The sequence below is a fragment of the Pseudovibrio sp. Ad37 genome, from assembly GCF_001623075.1.
Lineage (GTDB): Bacteria > Pseudomonadota > Alphaproteobacteria > Rhizobiales > Stappiaceae > Pseudovibrio.
Map to the genome: position 1 here is coordinate 1 of NZ_LMCF01000211.1, position 19748 is coordinate 19748.

Annotated in this window: 18 protein-coding genes; 12 read left to right on the forward strand and 6 right to left on the reverse strand. The window is 52.7% G+C overall.

Translation table 11 applies throughout. The features are described from left to right. Positions 1 to 210 precede the first annotated feature (210 nt). Entirely contained in the window at positions 211 to 492 is a 282-nt protein-coding gene (locus PsAD37_RS21445) for a hypothetical protein (protein ID WP_063297865.1), read from the forward strand. A 121-nt stretch (positions 493 to 613) separates the two neighbouring features. Here the strand turns inward: PsAD37_RS21445 and gatA are convergent, their stop codons facing one another. From gatA to PsAD37_RS21460, 3 genes are all read right to left on the reverse strand, one after another. Next, on the reverse strand, positions 614 to 2101 hold the full coding sequence (gene gatA / locus PsAD37_RS21450; RefSeq protein WP_063297866.1) for an Asp-tRNA(Asn)/Glu-tRNA(Gln) amidotransferase subunit GatA: 1488 nt from the start codon (positions 2099 to 2101) through the stop codon (positions 614 to 616). Between the two features lie 21 nt (positions 2102 to 2122). Then, positions 2123 to 2410, reverse strand: a complete 288-nt coding sequence (gene gatC / locus PsAD37_RS21455; protein ID WP_057463353.1) for an Asp-tRNA(Asn)/Glu-tRNA(Gln) amidotransferase subunit GatC — start codon at positions 2408 to 2410, stop codon at positions 2123 to 2125. A gap of 144 nt (positions 2411 to 2554) precedes the next feature. After that, positions 2555 to 3775, reverse strand: coding sequence for an MFS transporter (locus PsAD37_RS21460; RefSeq protein WP_063297867.1), 1221 nt, complete (start codon positions 3773 to 3775; stop codon positions 2555 to 2557). A gap of 81 nt (positions 3776 to 3856) precedes the next feature. Between PsAD37_RS21460 and PsAD37_RS21465 the strand changes: the two genes are divergently transcribed. The 4 genes from PsAD37_RS21465 (at position 3857) to PsAD37_RS21480 (ending at position 6903) form a co-directional block, all read left to right on the forward strand. Next, on the forward strand, positions 3857 to 4822 hold the full coding sequence (locus PsAD37_RS21465; RefSeq protein WP_063297868.1) for a GlxA family transcriptional regulator: 966 nt from the start codon (positions 3857 to 3859) through the stop codon (positions 4820 to 4822). Then, entirely contained in the window at positions 4822 to 5373 is a 552-nt protein-coding gene (locus PsAD37_RS21470; protein ID WP_063297869.1) for a TetR/AcrR family transcriptional regulator, read from the forward strand. The genes PsAD37_RS21465 and PsAD37_RS21470 overlap by 1 nt, the downstream gene beginning before the upstream one ends. 189 nt (positions 5374 to 5562) lie before the next feature. Continuing rightward, a complete protein-coding gene (locus tag PsAD37_RS21475; protein WP_057463357.1) occupies positions 5563 to 6036 on the forward strand; it encodes a YHS domain-containing (seleno)protein in 474 nt (157 codons plus the stop codon). Positions 6037 to 6429: 393 nt separating this feature from the next. Then, positions 6430 to 6903, forward strand: a complete 474-nt coding sequence (locus PsAD37_RS21480) for a YHS domain-containing (seleno)protein (RefSeq protein ID WP_063291709.1) — start codon at positions 6430 to 6432, stop codon at positions 6901 to 6903. 169 nt (positions 6904 to 7072) lie between these two features. Here PsAD37_RS21480 and PsAD37_RS21485 read toward each other — a convergent pair whose 3' ends face one another. After that, complete coding sequence (locus PsAD37_RS21485; RefSeq protein ID WP_063297870.1) at positions 7073 to 7810, reverse strand: metal-dependent hydrolase; 738 nt, start codon at positions 7808 to 7810, stop codon at positions 7073 to 7075. 132 nt (positions 7811 to 7942) lie between these two features. Beyond that, on the reverse strand, positions 7943 to 8617 hold the full coding sequence (gene ung / locus PsAD37_RS21490; RefSeq protein WP_063297871.1) for a uracil-DNA glycosylase: 675 nt from the start codon (positions 8615 to 8617) through the stop codon (positions 7943 to 7945). A gap of 146 nt (positions 8618 to 8763) precedes the next feature. Between ung and ruvX the strand changes: the two genes are divergently transcribed. Further along, positions 8764 to 9261: a Holliday junction resolvase RuvX gene (gene ruvX, locus PsAD37_RS21495; RefSeq protein WP_063289427.1), complete on the forward strand. Its 498-nt coding sequence runs from the start codon at positions 8764 to 8766 to the stop codon at positions 9259 to 9261. Positions 9262 to 9429: 168 nt separating this feature from the next. Continuing rightward, positions 9430 to 10368 (forward strand): AEC family transporter, encoded by a 939-nt coding sequence (locus PsAD37_RS21500; RefSeq protein WP_063297872.1) that lies wholly within the window; start codon positions 9430 to 9432, stop codon positions 10366 to 10368. Here the strand turns inward: PsAD37_RS21500 and PsAD37_RS21505 are convergent. Then, positions 10353 to 12008, reverse strand: a complete 1656-nt coding sequence (locus tag PsAD37_RS21505; protein WP_084408036.1) for an acyl-CoA dehydrogenase family protein — start codon at positions 12006 to 12008, stop codon at positions 10353 to 10355. The two genes, PsAD37_RS21500 and PsAD37_RS21505, sit on opposite strands and share 16 nt — an antisense overlap. A 134-nt stretch (positions 12009 to 12142) precedes the next feature. Here PsAD37_RS21505 and PsAD37_RS21510 point away from each other — a divergent pair, with 134 nt between their 5' ends. From PsAD37_RS21510 to topA, 5 genes are all read left to right on the forward strand, one after another. Then, entirely contained in the window at positions 12143 to 13102 is a 960-nt protein-coding gene (locus PsAD37_RS21510; RefSeq protein WP_082827010.1) for an aspartate carbamoyltransferase catalytic subunit, read from the forward strand. Between the two features lie 11 nt (positions 13103 to 13113). Then, positions 13114 to 14418 (forward strand): dihydroorotase, encoded by a 1305-nt coding sequence (locus PsAD37_RS21515; protein ID WP_063291713.1) that lies wholly within the window; start codon positions 13114 to 13116, stop codon positions 14416 to 14418. A 126-nt stretch (positions 14419 to 14544) separates the two neighbouring features. Further along, entirely contained in the window at positions 14545 to 15162 is a 618-nt protein-coding gene (gene plsY / locus PsAD37_RS21520) for a glycerol-3-phosphate 1-O-acyltransferase PlsY (RefSeq protein WP_063297873.1), read from the forward strand. A 5-nt stretch (positions 15163 to 15167) separates the two neighbouring features. Continuing rightward, positions 15168 to 16361, forward strand: coding sequence for a DNA-processing protein DprA (gene dprA, locus PsAD37_RS21525; RefSeq protein ID WP_063297874.1), 1194 nt, complete (start codon positions 15168 to 15170; stop codon positions 16359 to 16361). Positions 16362 to 16896: 535 nt separating this feature from the next. Next, entirely contained in the window at positions 16897 to 19692 is a 2796-nt protein-coding gene (gene topA / locus PsAD37_RS21530) for a type I DNA topoisomerase (RefSeq protein ID WP_063297875.1), read from the forward strand. The last annotated feature ends 56 nt before the right edge of the window (positions 19693 to 19748 follow it).

Here is a 19748-nt window from a genome sequence, read left to right on the forward strand (position 1 = left end):
GCAGCAAGAAGTTATCAAGCACTGTGGCAGGCCGTAGGCCAAGTCTGCGACCTCTTCACAAAGCAAGAGTGCAACAACTTCTTCAAAACAGCTGGATACATGACCGATTAAACGCGACAAGCTCTAGCACGAACAGGGAAGGGTTTCAGAACACAGATTGAAGCATCATTTAAGGCTAAAAATGTAAAATTAGGGGATGAGCACCTTCAAGTGATTGAAGAAATCTTCGTTGACGAATTCAAAAAAGAACTCCCAGAACTGATGAAAGAAATCCGCACTCTCTCACTTGAGACCTATACGGTTGAAGAACTTAAGAAAGCTCTTGAGTTACTGAGAACACCTGAAGGCCAGCGCTTTCAGAAAAAACAAGAAATGCTCATTCAAAAGCTCGTAATGATTAGCGTGCAAAGTGGAATGAGGGCGGGCAAAAGAGCCCAACCGGCAATGGCAGATTACATGAAGGCACACGTTGTTCCTAAGCAAAGCAAATAAGCAGATCATCAAAAGCAACAAGTCAAAGACCTCCACCAGAGGTGGGGGGTTGTTTTGCCTACAAAAAAAGGCCCCGGATCTCTCCGAGGCCTTTCTCATTTCATAGCAGCAGCGCTGAGGCTTACTTGCTCCACCAGTTGGCGGAAGGTTCGAAGCGGCCAGCGGCTTGCTCAATCACTTCACCAACCTGGAACAGGGTGCCTTCGTCGAATGGTTTACCGATCAGCTGCAGGCCCAGTGGCAGGCCGTCTTTGTTAAGGCCAGCTGGGATGGACATGCCCGGAACGCCAGCCATGTTAGCAGTCACGGTAAACACGTCATTCATGTACATGGTCACTGGATCAGTGATCTCGCCTGGAGCAAAGGCAGCATCAGGAGTGGTCGGTGTCAGGATTGCATCCACACCGTCCGTCCATGCATTGTCAAAGTCCTGCTTGATCAGGGTACGAACCTTCTGCGCTTTCAGGTAGTACGCATCGTAATAACCTGCAGACAGAACATAGGTGCCGATCATCACGCGGCGCTTCACTTCATCACCGAAGCCAGCTGCACGAGTGTTCTCATACATCTCTACAATGTCATTGCCCGGCACACGCAGACCGTAACGAACACCATCATAACGCGCCAGGTTGGAAGACGCTTCCGCTGGTGCCACAATGTAATAAGCAGGCAAAGCGTATTTAGTGTGTGGCAGAGAAATCTCGACGATCTCAGCGCCAGCTTCCTTCAGCCATGCAATACCCTGCTGCCAGAGTGCTTCAATCTCCTCTGGAATACCGTCCATGTGGTATTCTTTAGGAATACCGATCTTCATGCCCTTGATGGACTTGCCGATGAAATCTTCATAGTTCGGCACAGGCGCATCAACAGAAGTGGTGTCTTTCGCATCAACAGAAGCCATGGACTTCAGCAGGATCGCGTTGTCACGCACGGTACGGCCAATTGGACCAGCCTGATCCAATGAGGACGCAAACGCAACCATGCCCCAACGAGAGCAGCGGCCATAGGTTGGCTTGATGCCAACAGTACCGGTCAGTGCCGCAGGCTGACGAATGGAACCACCGGTATCAGAAGCTGTTGCCGCCGCACAAAGATGTGCAGCAACGGCAGAAGCGGAACCACCAGAAGACCCACCAGGAACCAGCGCAGTCTCAGTGCCATTGCGGCGCCAAGGGTTCACAACATTGCCGTAAAAAGAAGTCTCGTTGGAAGAGCCCATCGCGAACTCGTCCATGTTCAGCTTACCCAGCATCACAGCACCGTCGTCAAACAGGTTCTGCGTAACAGTGGACTCGTACTCAGGCTTGAAGCCATCGAGGATATGAGAACACGCCTGAGTGTGAACACCTTTGGTCGCGTAAAGGTCTTTAATGCCGAGAGGAATACCTTCCAGCGGACGCGCCTCGCCAGCAGCGATTTTTGCGTCAGACGCTTTGGCCTGCTCACGCGCAATATCACCAGTCACAGCAATATACGCATTAAGCGCCTCATTGCCGGACTCGATAGCACCAAGATAGCTCTCAGTCAGTTCAGTTGCAGTAAAATCACGGGCAGCAAGCTTGTCGCGCGCCTCAGCGATCGTCAGTTTGGTAAGATCAGTCACAGTCATTATCCTTGTGAAATCGGGCGCTTATTCAACAACTTTAGGCACGGTGAAGAAGTTGTCTTCATGCACTGGCGCGTTGGAAACGATCTTGTCCGCATAACCGCCATCGCTCTGGCCGTCAGCCCGCTTCTTCATGGTGGTTTCAACCACAGAGGTCATTGGCTCAACGCCGTCAACATTCACCTCATCCAGCTGCTCAACAAAACCAAGGATCGTGTTCAGCTCACCAGTCATTTTCTCCGCCTGCGCGTCATCAACCTTGATGCGCGCCAGACCGGCAACACGTTTTACGGTGTTCAGATCAACCGACATGTTTCACTCCGAAATTACGGGGGCAAAAGACTGCCCGCCTCGAATTCATGGCAAAGAGCTATAAACACAAAAAAACAGCAGAACAATCACTGCCCTGCTGTTCATCCCTCATATTCTCTATATTACGGAACTAATCAGTACCGATTATTGAGGAGCGTATGCAGGCAATCTCCCGCGAACGCCTGACACCACCAACCACAACGCCAGACCTAGCAACAGCGGAAGCGCAGAAAGTGAAAGCCCTGCCCAGCCAACAGTGCTGAACAAAATACCCGTTGAAAGTGCACAGATCGCAGACACCAAGGCCACGACTGAATCATTGGCTCCTTGAGCAAGCGGCGCATCTTCAGGTGCAACAACCTCAACCAAACGAGACGTCGCGCCGATAAAACCAAAGTTCCAGCCAACACCCAGCAGGATCAAAGCCACATAGAAGGCCCAAATCTCAACACTCAGCGCACCAATCACACCAGCCCCAGCAAGCATCAACAAACCCAGCACCATGACCGAGGTCGTTCCAATCCGGCGGATGATAAAGCCAGTAACAAAGCTCGGACCAAACATGGCAACCAAATGCCAGCGGATTACATCGCTGGATTGACCAACAGAAAACCCACAATAGTCCATCGCAAGCGGTGTCGGAGACATCTGCATAGTCATGAAGCCAAAGGAAAGCCCGGCACACGCCGTCGCACTCCAGACAGCTGGTCGGCGCAGCACCTTCAAGGACGCAACAAACCCTTTGGTAGTCTGATCTTTCTTCAAAGCAGGTGGCAGGCTCAAACCAAGCACAGGCAATGCGCCCACAACAGCAACACCTGCCAACGCCAGATAACTGCCCACAAACGGAATGACTCCGCCGAAATCTTTCACCACACCAACAAGGCTTGGGCCAAGCAGCGCAGAGAGCAACCCCATAGACATGCTTAGCGAGATCGCCATGGGCTTCCACTTTTCGCTGGCGCTATCAGACGCAGCAAACCGCATAAAAGTGTAGGCCGCCGTGGCAATGCCTAAAAGAACATGTCCAACAAGCAACACAACAAACTGATTGGAATAAAGCGCATAAACGCAGAGCAACGAACCGATAATGCTCAGGACTACACCCAACAATATCCCGTTCCGACGCCCATACCGCCCCATAAACAGCGAGATAGGTGTAGCAAACAGAAAGTTACCAAACATCTGCAAGGCAAGCGGCACAGTTGCCATGCTGGGATGGGGCGCAAGATACGATCCTGCCAGAGCACTGATCGCAATCAGAATAGGCATCTTCATAGAAAGGATTGCTGTTGCAATCAAAATGAGCGGAAAATTGCGCGCCCTATAGGCAGTCCCCGGCTCCGCTACCTTTGAAAATTCCATTATAATTCCTCGAAGAAACTTTGACCTCCTTGAGATTACCCCCTACAACAATTGGCAGTTAGGACATTCAAGCTTCAAATCATGCCAAACACACAAATCGAGCATTACCGTCATATAGATGCACTCGTGTATCACGGGATCAACCTTCTGGATCTGGCAGGCCCGATGCAGGCTTTCTGGACGGCAGACAGTTATCATCCCAAGTATAAGCTCAGAATTCTCTCTGTTGATGGTCAGCCGGTAGAAACCCAGCCCGGGATCAAAATCGCCGTTGATGGCAATATATCCGACTGGAACCCAGCCGCTGATCTTCTCATCCCCGGAGGGCGTGTCGATAAAGAGCTGGGCAGCAGTACCCTTCGCTCGCTTCTTCAAAAAGCTGCAGCAAGAACGAACGGAGAGCGCATCATCTCCATCTGCTCCGGCGCACTTATTCTGGCAGACGCTGGCATTTTAGATGGCAAGCAAGCCAGCACTCATTGGAGCCGCGCTTCCACAGCACAAACAGAGTTCCCAAATGTGAACTGGCAGCTCAACCAACTCTTCGTCAATGCAGGCAATGTCTACAGCTCTGCAGGTGTCACTGCAGGCATCGACCTGACCTTGCACCTCATCGAGCAAGATCTGGGAGCTGCGATCTCACTGAAGACCGCGCAGGAGCTGGTGGTCTATCTGCGTCGCAACGGGGGGCAAGCCCAGTTCTCCTCCGCCCTTTCCCTGCAAGCCGCCGGTCAATCCAACATCGCAAAACTCTCAGAGATCATTCTGTCAGAGCCGGAAGCTGACTGGACCATCGAGAACATGGCAAAATCAGCTGGTGTCTCCACGCGCACCCTGCACCGCCGCCTGAAAGAAGATATTGGCGCAACCCCAGCTCAGTTCGTAGAGCGTCTTCGGTTGGATCTTGCCAGAACAGCCCTTCTCAAACGCAGCTCCATCAAACAGGCAGCTCATTTGTCCGGCTTTGGCCATATCCAAAACCTGCGCCGCGCCTTCCAACGCAACTTCGGCATCACACCCTCTGAATATGTAGAGAGGTTTTCCTGATGCCCGAGACAACCACACCACGAGGCCGACCACAAAACAGTGAGCTTACCCGCCAGATCCTGACCACAACGCTCAATGCGCTTGCAGCGGGCGGATATCATGGAACCTCAACGCAGCAAATTGCAGATGCGACAGGCACGTCCAAACAAGCGCTTTATCGCCGCTGGAAGAATAAAGCCGTCTTGGCACTCGAAACCCTCCGCTACGGGTTCCGACAAGTGCCACCCACCTATCCCGGTATGTCCTCTTTTCACAATGATCTGCTGGAAGCCACCTCAGGCACCCTCAACGCCCTACACGAAACCCCGCTAGGCACCGCATGGCTCGCCTTGCTCTCAGAACCTTCGTTAGCGGAGGAACTTTCCCTCATTGAAGGCGAACAGCGCACGCACTTCAGACAGATTTTCGTCTACTGGAATACCACTGCAACCATGGAGACAAGCATCGACCAACTGCTCGGTTTTGTGTTTTTCACCAGCCTCGTTCGCAGGAGAAAACCGACACTACGGGAAATTACCGAGTTAATTCAGAGCATTACAAGCCGATCATAAAAAATCAAAGCCGCTCTCCTCTTGGTGAAGACACTTGATTGGCACTTGTACACCCTCCTGGGGCAAGAAGATTGGGCCTCGCAAGAACGGGCAATTTCCGCAGGCCGAGGTTGTCGAACAAACAAAGCATTCTTCCTGACCAGGTTTTGTTTGTCCGGCGAAATTCATTGTTTCATTGAGGGTAATATAATGAAAATCAAATCTATCGCTGTTGCAGCGGCTATTGCAGGTGCTGCCCTGTCCGCAAGCACATTCGGCGCATTCGCTGATGAAATCTCGACCTACACCTCTGGTGGTTATGCGATTGGTGGCACCGATCCTGTTGCATACTTCACACAAAACAAGCCTGTTCAGGGTAAAGCTGAATTCACCGCACAGTACGACGGCGTAACCTGGAAATTCTCCAGCGCTGAAAACCGCGACAAGTTCGTTGCAGAACCAGCAAAGTTTGCTCCGCAGTACGGTGGCTGGTGTGCAGTTGGTGCTTCCTTCGGCAGCAAGCTTGAAACCAAGCCTGAGCTTTGGGACATCGTTGACGGTAAGCTCTACCTCAATGCCCACGATGGTGCAGTAAAGCGCATGCAGTCCCGCACAATCGAAACAATCACCAATGCAGACACAAACTGGGTTGAGATCCGCGACGTGCCAGCAGACAAACTCTAAGTTTCCTTCAGTGCATATGCCGCAATAGGCGATGCCTAGCGCCTATTCCGACATCTCCCCAAATCTCATGGTGGCATATGTATTGAGCCCTAGAGAAAGCCGCAGATTTCTGCGGCTTTCTTTCGTTTAGGGCACCCATTCGCTCAAAGCACACATAAACGAAACTAACGCTGCATTTACAACGAGTTGCACATCTTGAAATGCACTTTGCAGCGAGTAAACCTTCCCCTCACAACCACTTCTCAAAACGGTGATGAAGCGTTATTGGCCTTCAAATAGGTATTCACGCATAGTGTTTTCAGAACATAGATAAAAACCAGTGGTTCCCCCTAATCAACTGGTAAACGAAACAAGCCAGACTTGGCTTCAATGATCAGTCCGAAGGAGTTGCCCATGCCGATCAAATCTTCAGTTCTTGCAGTTGGACTAGCACTGTCAGCACTTGTAACTGTTCCGATGACGGCAATGGCCGATGACGTAACCAACTTCGTTGAAGAAGGCTACGCAATCAAAGGAACTGATCCGGTCGCTTATTTCACTGAAGGCAAGCCAGTCCCAGGCAAAAAAGAGTATTCCACGCAGTATCAGGACGTAACATGGCTGTTCTCTTCTGCTGAAAATCTCGACAAGTTCAAAAAGGATCCAACCAAGTACGCGCCTCAGTATGGCGGTTGGTGTGCAACTGGTGTGAGCTTCGGAGTAAAAATTCCGATCCAGCCAGAGCAATGGAAGATCGTTGACGGCAAACTTTACCTGAATGCCCATGCAGGTGCACAGCGTCACTTCCTGAAAGACCCGAACGCTTCCATCGCCCGGGCAAATGAAAACTGGCCAACAATCATACACACGCCAGAAGCAGACCTTTAAGCGAACCCCACCCAAGCTCCCTTGAAGGCCATTCAAGCTACGCGTGCCCCCAACTAAGCGTAGCTCCCGCGGTGAAAGCAAAAAAACGCGGAATGTGTCCCTTTCAAACTTTAAAGGCCTCAGTTCATGCTGAGGCTTTTTCTTGTCCCAGTAACAAAAATCGACGCAGCTATGAAGCAGCAACACTGTTATTGACTGTCACCGTCTCCCCTGGCTTCAGTTTAGCCACCCGAAACGCATCATCCTCCATGCATTCGGTAAACTGATCTGCGCTTTGGTCTAAAATTGGGAAGGTACCGTAGTGGCACGGAATGATGGTTTGAAACTCGAAGAACCTCTGACATGCCATCGATGCGGTGCGAGCGCCCATGGTGAACCGATCCCCGATCGGCACAATCCCAATCTGGGGCCGGTAAATCTCGTTGATCAACTCCATATCAGAGAAGATATCCGTATCACCCATATGTAACAGTGTTGGCTCATCCTCAGCCATCACCACAACGCCCGCCGGATTGCCCAGATACACATCCGCAACGCAGCCTTCACTATCAAACGAACAGGCAGAACTGTGCACTGCATTGATAAGCGCCACACCAAACGCCCCCATGTTCACGCAGCCGCCATGGTTCATAGGATTGATCTTCTCAATACCTTTGTCCTGCGCCCACATACAGATTTCCCAGTTCGCCGTAAGCGTTGCACCAGTCGCTTTCAAAATATCGATGGTATCGCCCACATGATCATCATGGCCGTGAGTCAGCAGAACATGATCAACACCTTCACTCACCTGCTCCACACTCATCTCTGCCGGAAAGCTCGGGTTGCCAGACAAGAACGGGTCAATCAGAAGCGTTGCCCCTGGAATGTAAACCTTGAAAGCAGAATGGCCCAGAAACTGTAAATCCATACTACCAATCCCCCAATGCGGAGCGCCGAAACGCGGCACATCCGTGATACCGAAAATATTATCTAAACTAGTAGGAATTTGGTTACACAACCCTTAAATGTAACCGGACACTGGCAAAACTCCGATAATGCCCTAGGAGATCTTCCAGTCAATCTCTGCAATACCATGTTCTTTCAGGTAGGCATTCGTTTTGGAAAATGGAGCCGACCCGATAAAGCCGCGCCGTGCCGACAACGGCGATGGATGGGCACTCATCAAAACCAGATGCTTACTCTCATCAATCAGATCCAGCTTCTTCTGTGCATGCGCGCCCCAGAGGATAAACACCAGATGCTCTCGTGCCTCGGACAAGCCCTTGATCGCAGCATCTGTAAACGGCGCCCACCCTTTCTTGGCATGAGACCCGGCCTTGGCTTCCTCCACACTCAAAGACGTGTTGAGCAGCAAAACACCCTGCTCCGCCCAATGCGTTAAACACCCATGAGTTGCTGGCGCTAAGCCAAGGTCACTCTCCAACTCCTTGTAGATATTGCGAAGCGACGGCGGTAGTTTCACGCCTTTGCGAACTGAGAAAGAAAGTCCATGTGCCTGCCCTTCCCCGTGGTAGGGATCTTGCCCAAGAATGACAACACGCACATCACTCAGAGCAGCTGCATTAAAGGCAGCGTAGCAGTCAGCTGTCGGAGGATAAATGGTCTTACCTTCCGCTTCCTCAGCATCCAGAAAGGCCTGGAGTTTCTGAAAGTAGGGTTTATCCATTTCAGGAGCCAGAATGCCCTGCCATCCCTCTTCAAACTGCACTTGCATCACGCCTATATCCACCTGCTCAATCGTCTTGCACCCTTACCTTTATCAGAACAGCTGTCGCACAGTTCAGCAGGAAACAGCATGTCCCCGAGAAAAATATAGATTACCTGCTTGGCGTTGCTCTCAAGCCGTGCTAACCCGCCGCCATGGCAAATGATCCCTCACTTTCTCTCGAAGATTTCTGCGACGCGCTTTATGATGATGACCGCTTGATTGGTATCGATCTTGGCAGCAAGACCATTGGTTTGGCACTGACTGATTCAGGTCGGCAGATTGCATCTCCGCTGGAGACCATCAAGCGCAAGAAGTTTACGCAGGATGTCGAACGTCTGCTGGATCTTTGTAAGGAACACAGCGTCTTTGGCCTCGTGATTGGCCTGCCGCTCAACATGGATGGCACCGAGGGCCCACGCTGTCAGGCGACCCGCGCGTTTGTGCGCAACCTTGCCCAGAAAACGGAAATCCCAATCACCTACTGGGACGAGCGTCTCTCCACCGCTGCAGTCACACGCACACTTATCGAAGCAGACCGTTCCCGCGCCCGCCGAGCCGAGCTGGTCGACAAGATGGCTGCCTCCTACATCCTGCAGGGCTTCCTGGACCGCATCAACTATGGCGGCACCTCTCTCTTTGAGGACGAGTAGGTCCAGCTCTCAAGCAACAACACTTGAGAAAATTTAAGGCGCCCTGCGCTTTACCACTCTGCTTTTTTCAGGCTACGTGAATAAACGGATACGCGCCTCAATGCGCTGTTTGTCCATCCACTTGCAAAGACACTTTCCTGTCTATGCAACAGCCTGAAAAGCATAAGCATGTTCTCTGCCCTGTCAGCCATCATCTCTGTCTTGCTCCTCACAGCCACAGGATGGTTCCTCCGTCACCGCAATCTCATCCCAAGAGAGCGCTGGAGCGGTATGGAAGATCTGGCCTATTGGGTTCTGTTCCCTGCGATCATCCTGATCAACGTGGGCACCTCAGACTTTTCGGCAATGCCAGTCATGGAAATCACCATATCCGTACTGGGAACCTTCTCGCTTCTGGCCATTCTCTGCCTCGTCCTGCAACCCTTTCTAAAACAGAAGTTTGCAATCGAAGGTCCGCGCTTCACTTCCATTTTTCAAGGTGTTGTGCGCTGGAATGGTTTTGTCGCCATGGCAATCGCAGCCAATAGTTTTGGAGAGGAAGGTGTGGCGCTGGTGGCGGTCATCATGGCAATCATGATCCCGGCTGCAAACTTGCTCTGCGTGATCGTTCTGTCGATCTACGCAGGAGGGTCTGTCCCCTCACCAAAGACGCTTGCAAAAGAACTGATCAAGAACCCTTTCATCATCAGCGTTGCAGCTGGAGGCCTCATCAACGCCTCCGGTGGCTATATCCCAGAAGTTATTGCAAACTATTTGACATTTTTAGGAAGTGCCGCCCTGCCAATCGCAGTTCTGTGTGTCGGTGCAGCTTTAGATTTGGGAGCACTACGACGCCCAGGCTCAGCGCTCACATCAGCTCTGCTGTTGCGCAACGTACTTGCACCGGGCATCGCATTGAGTTTCGCGCTCGCACTTGGGCTTGACGAAATCTCGGCAACCATCGTCACACTGGTGTTTTCTGTTCCGGCAGCAGGGGCAAGTTTTGTTCTGGCGAGGAAAATGGGCGGCGACGCCAAGTTGATGGCCGAAATTCTGACCCTTCAGACAGTCGCCGCCGCAATCACTATTCCGACGTGGTTATTGGTCGTGGCCTACTTGATCGGGTAAAGCCACTCAAGGATCCCCTTGGCGTCATAGCGTGCATCCAGCATGCCATAGCTTGAACGCCACTGACCTGCCATACGGGTCTCAATAAACGCATTGGCAATCGCTGGAGGAGCAACTTCTTTCAGCGCTGCAGCTGCAGCTGTGATCGCCAGTTGTTCAGTCAGCAACCGGGCACCACCTTCATCTTCCAGACACGTCCGCGCTGCAGCCTGCAACACTTCAACAGACACCTTGCCGGCAGGGCCAAGATCAGCTTCCAGCATGCCAAGCACATTCATGAAGCTGTCTGGAGTGCGGTGCATAGCCCGCAGCAAATCCAGCGCCATGATGTTGCCTGAGCCTTCCCAGATGCTGTTGACTGGAGCTTCACGGTAGATACGAGCCATATCGTGATCTTCCACGTACCCGTTGCCACCCAGACACTCCATCGCCTCAGCCGCAACGTTCTCTGCACTCTTGCAGATCCAGTATTTTGCAGCAGGTGTGATGATCCGCAGGAAGTCAGCGGCCTGGCTGTCTTCACCTTCCAAATCCATGCAATGCGACAGTTTCAGCGCCAGTGCCTCACTTGCTGCCATATCCAGAGACATATCCGCAAGAACCCGCTGCATCAGTGGCTTCTCAATAAGACGAGCCCCAAATGCACTGCGGTTGGAGGTGTGATGAACCGCTCTGGAAATCGCAGCCCGCATAAGGGCAGAAGACCCAATACAACAGTCCACACGGGTAGGTGTCACCATTTTCAAAATGGTCTTGATGCCCTTACCCACTTCCCCGACAAGGAAACCAACAGCGTTGTTAAACTCAACCTCGGAAGAAGCGTTGGACTTGTTACCCAGTTTGTTCTTCAGGCGCTGGAAGTCCAGTCCATTCACTTCGCCAGATTCCAAAATACGCGGCACAAGGAAACAGGTCGGCCCCTCTTCCAACTTCGCCAACACAAGGAACGCATCACACATTGGCGCAGAGAAAAACCACTTATGACCATTGATCACATAAGTGTCGTCAGAAACCTTTTCAGCGCGAGTGATGATCTGACGCAAGTCGGACCCACCCTGCTTCTCCGTCATGCCCATGCCAAGGCTCGCACCCATCTTCTGGCTGGCAGGGCGGAAACGTTGATCATATTTGCGGCTCAGGATGCGCTCATTCCACACCTTGGCAAGTTCAGCGGCCTGAGTAAGGGCCATGGCAGACGCGTTGGTCATGGTCACCGGGCAAAGGTGCCCACCTTCCACCTGACTCATCACGAAATACTTGCGCGCACGATTATAAAACGCACGCTCACCACCCGGTTCCATGGACTCAACGGACGCACTGTGCAGGCCAGCTTCAAACGAGCGGCGCATCAGCGCGTGATAGGACGGGTGAAATTCAACAACATCCAGACGGCGACCATACGGATCGTGTGTTTTCAGCACCGGTTCATTAACATTTGCCAATCTCCCCAGATCCAGTGCATCTGCGGCTCCACACTGCTCGCCAAACTTGATAAGCTCTTCTCGTGCAGAATCGTTGGTTCCCGTGCCACCCAGATCAGCAAGGAGAATTGGATCACTCTCGGCAAGGTTATACCCACAATATGGCGGGGCCTGATTAATTACCCCTGTCGTCATAGTGGCTTGTGAAACTTTATCCATTTTTCCTCCCGCGAGTTGCCCCAGCGATTTTGATAGGTTAGCGCGCACGTTGCAACTGCGATTTGCACAATAAAAACTATACATCTGTTGAGCTCTTTACGAACTCGGTGTTTCTGCCTATAAAAGGGTCTTCGATGAGCAAGAAAACCACACATCGATCCTCAGCGTTCCCGCATCGCCATCTCCTCGGTATCGAGGGATTGCAGCCTCCCCACATTAATTACCTTTTGGACCTTGCCGACGAAGCCGTCGAAGTCTCCAGACAGGTAGAAAAGCAGAAAGCTGTTCTGCGTGGGCGAACGCAAATCAACCTCTTCTTTGAGGCTTCCACCCGCACCCAATCTTCTTTTGAGCTTGCAGGCAAGCGCCTGGGCGCGGATGTTATGAACATGTCGGTCTCCACCTCTTCGGTGAAAAAGGGTGAAACTCTGATCGACACCGCAGCAACCCTGAACGCCATGCGCCCTGATTTGCTGGTTGTTCGCCACCACGCCGCTGGAGCAGTCCACCTGCTGGCCCGCAAAGTCGGCTGCGCGGTCGTCAACGCCGGCGACGGCCCTCACGAGCACCCAACACAGGCTCTGCTGGATGCCTTGACCATCCGCCGTCACAAAGGAACCCTCGGCGGCCTGACAGTAGCTATATGCGGCGACATCCGCCATTCCCGTGTCGCACGCTCCAACATCATCCTTCTCTCCAATATGGGAGCCCGCGTGCGTGTCATAGCTCCCTCTACACTACTGCCCTCTGGTATTCATAGTATGGGCGTCGAAGTATTCACAGACATGCGCGAAGGACTAAAAGGCTGCGACATCGTCATGATGCTGCGTTTGCAACGCGAACGTATGAGCGGTGCGTTTGTACCATCTGTTCGTGAGTATTTCCGTTACCACGGTCTGGACTCCGAAAAACTCTCCTACGCCAAACCTGATGCTCTGGTCATGCACCCCGGCCCTATGAACCGTGGTGTCGAGATCTCGGCAGAAGTTGCAGATGGTCCACAAAGTCTTATCCGCGAGCAAGTGGAGATGGGCGTTGCCATTCGCATGGCAGTGCTTGAAGCTCTTGCCCAAAACCTTCCTGACAACCACTAGAGGACACGCGCATGTACAAGAATGTAAACCCGCTGGTCCTGACAAACGCCCGCATCATCGACCCAGCAAACAATGTTGATGAAGCAGGTGCAGTGATTGTACAGGACGGCACCATTCTCGCCGCTGGTGCAGAGGCTCTCAATCAAGGTGCTCCAGATGGAGCAAAAACCGTTGACTGCCACGGTGCTGTCGTCGCACCCGGTCTCATAGACATGGGCGTCAGCGTAGGCGAACCCGGCGCAGAACACCGCGAAACGCTGGAGAGCGCCAGCCGCGCAGCAGCCGTTGGCGGTGTAACCACCATCCTCACCAGCCCCAACACGGACCCGGTGATTGATGATCCTGCACTGGTGGATTTCATGCTCCGCCGCGCCCGCGACACGGCCATTGTCAACGTCCATCCAATGGCCGCCCTTACCAAGGGCCTGGCTGGCAAGGACATGAGCGAGATCGGTTTGCTTAAGGAAGCAGGCGCCATCGCCTTTTCCAATGACAGACTGCCAATCACCAACTCCTCCGTTCTGGTCCGTCTGCTGACCTACGCTCGTGACTTCGACGCGCTGGTGGTTCATCAGGCTCAGGATAAGGATCTGGCAGGCTCCGGCGTCATGAACGCAGGTCTGAGGGCCTCATGGCTGGGTCTGGGCGGCATCCCACGCGAGGCTGAGTTCGTCGCAATCGAACGCGATATGCGCCTCGTTGCCATGGCAAAAGGCAAGTATCACGCACGCCTGATCTCCTGTCCGCAAAGCGCTGAAGCCATCCAGAAAGCAAAGAACGACGGCCTCAACGTCACTGCAGGCATCTCCATCAATCATCTCACGCTCAACGAAAACGACATCGGCCCCTACCGGACCTTCCATAAGATGTCGCCACCGCTGCGCACGGAAGATGATCGTCAGGCCATGGTAAAAGCACTGGCAGATGGCACAATCGACATCATTATGTCCGATCACAACCCACAAGATGTGGAAACTAAGCGTCACCCCTTTGCAGAAGCCGAATATGGTGCTTTAGGGCTTGAAACAATGCTTGGAGCTGGAATGCGCCTCGTTCTGAATGAGGACATCTCACTTTCCAAACTGCTTGCAACAATGACCTGCAATCCAGCGGACCGTCTTGGTCTTCCTGCTGGCCGCCTCTCAAAAGGTGCTCCAGCAGACCTGATCGTGTTCGACCCGCAAAAACCATGGATCGTAGAAAAAGATAAAATCCGTTCGCGCTCAAAGAATACCCCTTTTGAGGACGAAACTTTGACAGGTCGGGTTTTGACAACCATCGTTGCAGGCGGCATCCTAGATCACGACGCAATTTAACGTGTAGCTCTGAACCAGCCCACGAGGCTTTGGCACAATGCACGCGATACGATAAAGTTTTAAAGCAGTATGCTCATCCGCGAGGACAGGCATACTGCTTTAATATTCAACTACTGGAGAACACCCGTGCCTGATCCAATCAGCTGGTCCCTTGATTTACCCTACTATCTGGCTGCGTTGGCCTTTGGCTACCTATTAGGCTCCATTCCGTTTGGCCTGCTCTTTACAAAAATGGCAGGTCACGGCGATATCCGAAACATCGGATCCGGCAACATTGGCACCACCAACGTCCTGCGTACCGGCAGCAAGAAACTCGCAGCCCTCACTCTGCTGTGTGACGCGCTCAAAGGTACCGTTGCTGTCGTACTTGTGTCTCTTTACATGGGCGGTGAAGCAGCATTAATCGCAGGTCTCGGCGCGTTCCTTGGTCACCTTTTCCCGGTCTGGCTCAAGTTCAAAGGCGGCAAAGGCGTTGCTACTTACATCGGCATCCTGCTCGGCATCTTCTGGCCGGTTGGCGTCATCTTCATCGCCATCTGGATTGCGACTGCCTACATCACTAAGTTCTCATCCCTGTCAGCACTGGTAGCAAGTCTTGTCACTCCCTTTATTCTGCTGGCTTTCGATCAGTGGCAAATTGCGCAAATGATGGGATTACTCAGCATATTGCTATGGGCAAAACATCACGAGAACATTGCCCGCCTGCTGAAAGGCAAGGAAAGCAAGATCGGTTCCAAGGGATGATGTAAATGGAGACAGCCACCAAAAGCCGGGCACCACACCTAAGTGACACCCAGCGGCTTGCGTGGCTTCGCCTTATCCGCTCTGAGAATGTCGGGCCAAGAACATTCCGGGAGCTTTTCAACCATTTTGGCTCAGCACAAGCGGCACTTGATGCCCTGCCAGAGTTATCCCGAAGAGGCGGTAAGAAAACTTATCGCCTTTTTTCTATGGACAAGGCCGAAGCCGAATTGGCATCCCTCTATAAAATGGGCGCACGCCTCATAGCCATGGGCGAGCCCGCCTATCCTCCCCTTCTCAGACACATTGATGCACCCCCACCTCTTCTCGCGGTTCGAGCCCGAGAGCCGTTGCAACAAGAGCTCACTGGCACGCAAAAGACGCTTGCGATCATCGGCGCCCGCAATTGTTCGGTCGCCGGAGCAAAGTTTGCATCAAAACTGGCTGGAGACCTTTCTGCAGAAGGTTTCACAATCATCTCAGGTCTGGCACGGGGCATCGACAGCGCAGCGCATCAGGCCGCTCTCACGTCTGGAACCATCGCAGCCTTTGCCGGAGGCATCGACACCATCTACCCAAAAGAAAATATGGAGCTTTTTGCAAAGATGATCGCAGCCAACGGAGCAGCCATCAGCGAAATGCCCATGGGCTGGAACCCGAGAGCTCGGGATTTCCCCCGCCGCAACCGCCTAATCTCCGGAATGTCATTAGGTGTTATCTTAATTGAAGCCGCAGAAAAATCGGGATCTCTGCACACCGCCCGATATGCGCTGGAGCAAAATCGAGAGATATTGGCCGTGCCGGGTTCTCCTCTGGATCCCCGGTCAGTCGGCGCCAACAAACTTATCCAGCAAGGCGCTGCACTCATTCAATCCACTGACGATATTCTGGAGATCATGGAACCCAAAATCTCTATGTCCCTGCCACTTCATCAGGGGATTGACGAACCTGCCATGGGCTGGCCAGCATTGGAGCAGGCAGATACAGACGAGACCTCAAACCCACTCAATGCCAAAGAACAGGACAGACAGGCCGTCATCGATGCACTGAGTGAGACACCCATAGATCAGGATGAACTTCTGCGATTTACCGGTGTCACCTTACAGACCCTTCAACTCATCCTGTTGGAGATCGAACTGGCCGGACGCTTGGAGCGGCACAAACCCAACAAGCTTTCTTTGATACATTCTGACAGAGCGTGACAATTTTGCGTCTTAGTCGGTTTAGTTGTTTTTGAGATCCAAGTCCTCAATCTCAACAGGGTCCGGTAATCCACTGGATTGAGCTTGCGCTTCTTTTTGAGCCAGAAGCAATAAGTACCTCAGCAGGTCGAGCCTCTGCGATCGCGCCATGTCACTCAATTCACGACACATTTTGGCGCAGTACTCTGCTACGTCACGTGTTTCGATTGTTCTGTCATTTTTCGGCAACGGGTAATTACGCAAGCTTTTTAACCTTCTTATGCAACCATGACACAAGCCTCAGATGGTAAAAAGCGCTTTGCAATCTGAGGGTTACAGCAAGCTAAGTCATTACCTTAGGTTGCTTACATTAGCAAGCGCAACCAAAATATGACCCAAGGAAAATTAAGGGAGTGGCTTTTCCGCTCTTGACCAATTGATCTGAAAAGGCCATTTGACAGCCGCGAAGTCATCCGAGATTGTGTCGGTTCGACTCATAAAACGGTTTTTGATTTATCAATTCCAAGACGAGATTTACGCGAAAGCCAGGAAATCAATGAACGTAGTCATTGTGGAATCACCGGCGAAAGCCAAGACCATCAATAAATATCTGGGCAAGGACTATATAGTTCTGGCGTCCTACGGCCATGTGCGCGACCTGCCTCCAAAGGACGGCTCCGTGCTGCCGGACGACGACTTTGCCATGTCTTGGTCTGTCGATTCCAAATCTCAAAAGCGCCTGTCGGATATCGCCAACGCGGTGAAGGAGGCTGACCGCCTTATTCTCGCAACTGACCCCGACCGCGAAGGAGAGGCCATTTCTTGGCACGTCTTGGAAGTTTTGAAAAAGAAACGCGTCCTGAAGGATAAGAAGGTCGAGCGCGTGGTATTCAACGCGATCACCAAGAATTCCATTCTGGAAGCAATGAAAAATCCGCGCGAACTGGATGTGCCGCTTGTCGACGCGTATCTGGCTCGTCGTGCACTCGACTATCTCGTGGGCTTTACGCTCTCTCCGGTTTTATGGCGCAAGCTGCCAGGTGCCCGCTCCGCAGGCCGCGTGCAATCCGTTGCGCTGCGCCTTGTGTGTCAGCGCGAGAACGAGATCGAGACATTCCTCTCTCAGGAATACTGGTCCATTCTGGCAAACCTGAACACACCGGAAAACGCGCCGGTTCAGGCACGCATCACTAATTTTGACGGTCAGAAGATTACGCGCCTCGACATTAAGAACGAGCAGGAAGCCACAGCGATCAAGCAGATGCTTGAAGGTGCGAGCTTCTCTGTCAGCAATGTTGAGAGCAAGCCACAACGACGTAATCCATACGCACCATTCACCACCTCTACCCTTCAGCAGGAAGCTTCCCGTAAGCTCGGCTTTGCAGCAGCACGCACCATGCAGGTTGCGCAAAAGCTTTATGAAGGCGCGAACATCGGCGGTGAAACCACTGGTTTGATCACCTATATGCGTACCGATGGTGTGCAGATCGCTCCGGAAGCAATTCAAAGCGCGCGCGCCGTCATCGGCTCCCGTTATGGGGACGAGTACGTTCCTGAAAAGCCACGGGTGTATACCTCCAAAGCCAAAAACGCTCAGGAAGCGCACGAAGCGATCCGCCCGACTGACTTGTCCCGTCACCCACGGGACATGGCAAAGTTCCTCGACGAGGACGGCGCACGCCTTTACGAGCTGGTCTGGAAGCGTACCATCGCCTCTCAGATGGAATCTGCTGTACTGGAGCGCACCACTGTTGATATCGAAGCTGCAAACGGCGCCAAGAAAGCTGCCCTGCGCGCATCTGGCTCTGTTGTCCGTTTCGATGGCTTCCTCACCCTTTATCAGGAAGGTAAAGATGATGAGGAAGACGAGGAAAGCAAACGCCTGCCGCCAATGACGAAGGGCGACAGCCTCGGCCGCAAAGGCATTGAAGCCAACCAACACTTCACAGAACCTCCACCACGCTTCACCGAAGCAACACTGGTGAAGAAGATGGAAGAGCTGGGGATTGGTCGCCCGTCCACCTACGCCGCAACGCTGCAAACTCTGCGCGATCGCGAATACGTAGATCTGGACAAGAAACGCCTGATCCCACAGGACAAAGGTCGTCTGGTAATTGCATTCCTTGAAGACTTCTTCAATCGCTATGTGGAGTATGACTTCACTGCAAGCCTTGAAGACCAGCTCGACAAGATCTCAGCTGGCGATCTGGAATGGAAGGCCGTCTTGCGTGACTTCTGGAACCCGTTCCACGAAATTTGTGATGAGGTGATTAAGCGCTCCAACACGGAAGTGTTGGATGCCCTGAATGAAACCCTCAAAGCACACGTCTTCCCAGACAAGGAAGATGGCTCTGATCCACGCAAGTGCCCGAAATGTGAAACCGGTCGCTTGTCATTGAAAGTCTCCAAATTCGGCGCGTTTGTTGGTTGTTCCAACTACAACAAAAACAAGAAAGACGGCAAAGAACCAAACGAAAATCCGCCACATTGTGATTATACACGTCAGCTCACCTCAGGCGGTACATCTGATGCGGGCGCAGCAGCAGACGGACCTCAGGTTTTGGGCATTGATCCGGAAACCGGTTTGGAAGTCTCCTTGCGCACAGGCCGTTTCGGCCCATATGTACAGCTAGGTGAAGAAGCTAAACCAAAGCGCTCGTCCCTGCCACGTGGCTGGAGCACTGCTGATCTGGATCTGGAGAAAGCCCTTCAGTTGCTTTCCTTGCCACGTGAAGTTGGCACCCATCCAGAAGATGGCAAGACCATTTCCGCAGGCCTGGGCCGTTTTGGACCGTTCGTGCTACATGATGGCACCTATGCCAATCTGGACAGCCCGGACGAAGTCTTCTCCGTCGGCATCAACCGCGCCGTAACCCTGCTTGCTGAAAAGCGTGCCAAGGGCGGAGGCCGCGGAGCTGCCGCAAAACCACTCAAAGAACTGGGTGACCACCCCGATGGCGGCGCCATCAACGTATACAGCGGTCGGTATGGCCCCTACGTAAAATGGGAAAAGATCAACGCAACCCTTCCAAAGGACGTTGCACCAGAAGCTGTCACGTTGGAACAGGCAACAGAGCTTGTAAACGCCAAGGCAGCAACAAAAGGTAAGAAGAAAGCGCCTACCAAAAAGGCAGCTGCAAAGAAAACAACGGCCAAGAAAGCAGCGCCCAAAGGGGCACTGAAAGAACTTGGCGATCATCCGGATGGTGGAGCGATGGAGCTGCGCGACAGTGGCCGCCTCGGCGTTCGGATCAAATGGGGCAAGGAGTTCACCTCCCTGCCAAAAGGAACAGACCCGGAGACGGTAACCCGCGAACAGGCAATCGAGCTGATCAACGCGAAGAAGGATTAAGATCCCCCGTTACTCTCCGGACAACGAAACATAAGGGCTTCCGTTCATCGGGAGCC

Bases quoted from the DNA above. Each gene is read 5' to 3' on its own strand.
- PsAD37_RS21510 (WP_082827010.1), top strand. From the start codon at position 12,143: ATGAGCAAGAAAACCACACATCGATCCTCAGCGTTCCCGCATCGCCAT.
- topA (WP_063297875.1), top strand. From the start codon at position 16,897: ATGAACGTAGTCATTGTGGAATCACCGGCGAAAGCCAAGACCATCAAT.
- dprA (WP_063297874.1), top strand. From the start codon at position 15,168: ATGGAGACAGCCACCAAAAGCCGGGCACCACACCTAAGTGACACCCAG.
- gatA (WP_063297866.1), bottom strand. From the start codon at position 2,101: ATGACTGTGACTGATCTTACCAAACTGACGATCGCTGAGGCGCGCGAC.
- PsAD37_RS21470 (WP_063297869.1), top strand. From the start codon at position 4,822: ATGCCCGAGACAACCACACCACGAGGCCGACCACAAAACAGTGAGCTT.
- PsAD37_RS21475 (WP_057463357.1), top strand. From the start codon at position 5,563: ATGAAAATCAAATCTATCGCTGTTGCAGCGGCTATTGCAGGTGCTGCC.
- PsAD37_RS21500 (WP_063297872.1), top strand. From the start codon at position 9,430: ATGTTCTCTGCCCTGTCAGCCATCATCTCTGTCTTGCTCCTCACAGCC.
- ung (WP_063297871.1), bottom strand. From the start codon at position 8,617: ATGCAAGTGCAGTTTGAAGAGGGATGGCAGGGCATTCTGGCTCCTGAA.
- PsAD37_RS21515 (WP_063291713.1), top strand. From the start codon at position 13,114: ATGTACAAGAATGTAAACCCGCTGGTCCTGACAAACGCCCGCATCATC.
- PsAD37_RS21505 (WP_084408036.1), bottom strand. From the start codon at position 12,008: ATGGATAAAGTTTCACAAGCCACTATGACGACAGGGGTAATTAATCAG.
- gatC (WP_057463353.1), bottom strand. From the start codon at position 2,410: ATGTCGGTTGATCTGAACACCGTAAAACGTGTTGCCGGTCTGGCGCGC.
- PsAD37_RS21460 (WP_063297867.1), bottom strand. From the start codon at position 3,775: ATGGAATTTTCAAAGGTAGCGGAGCCGGGGACTGCCTATAGGGCGCGC.
- PsAD37_RS21465 (WP_063297868.1), top strand. From the start codon at position 3,857: ATGCCAAACACACAAATCGAGCATTACCGTCATATAGATGCACTCGTG.
- PsAD37_RS21485 (WP_063297870.1), bottom strand. From the start codon at position 7,810: ATGGATTTACAGTTTCTGGGCCATTCTGCTTTCAAGGTTTACATTCCA.
- PsAD37_RS21480 (WP_063291709.1), top strand. From the start codon at position 6,430: ATGCCGATCAAATCTTCAGTTCTTGCAGTTGGACTAGCACTGTCAGCA.
- ruvX (WP_063289427.1), top strand. From the start codon at position 8,764: ATGGCAAATGATCCCTCACTTTCTCTCGAAGATTTCTGCGACGCGCTT.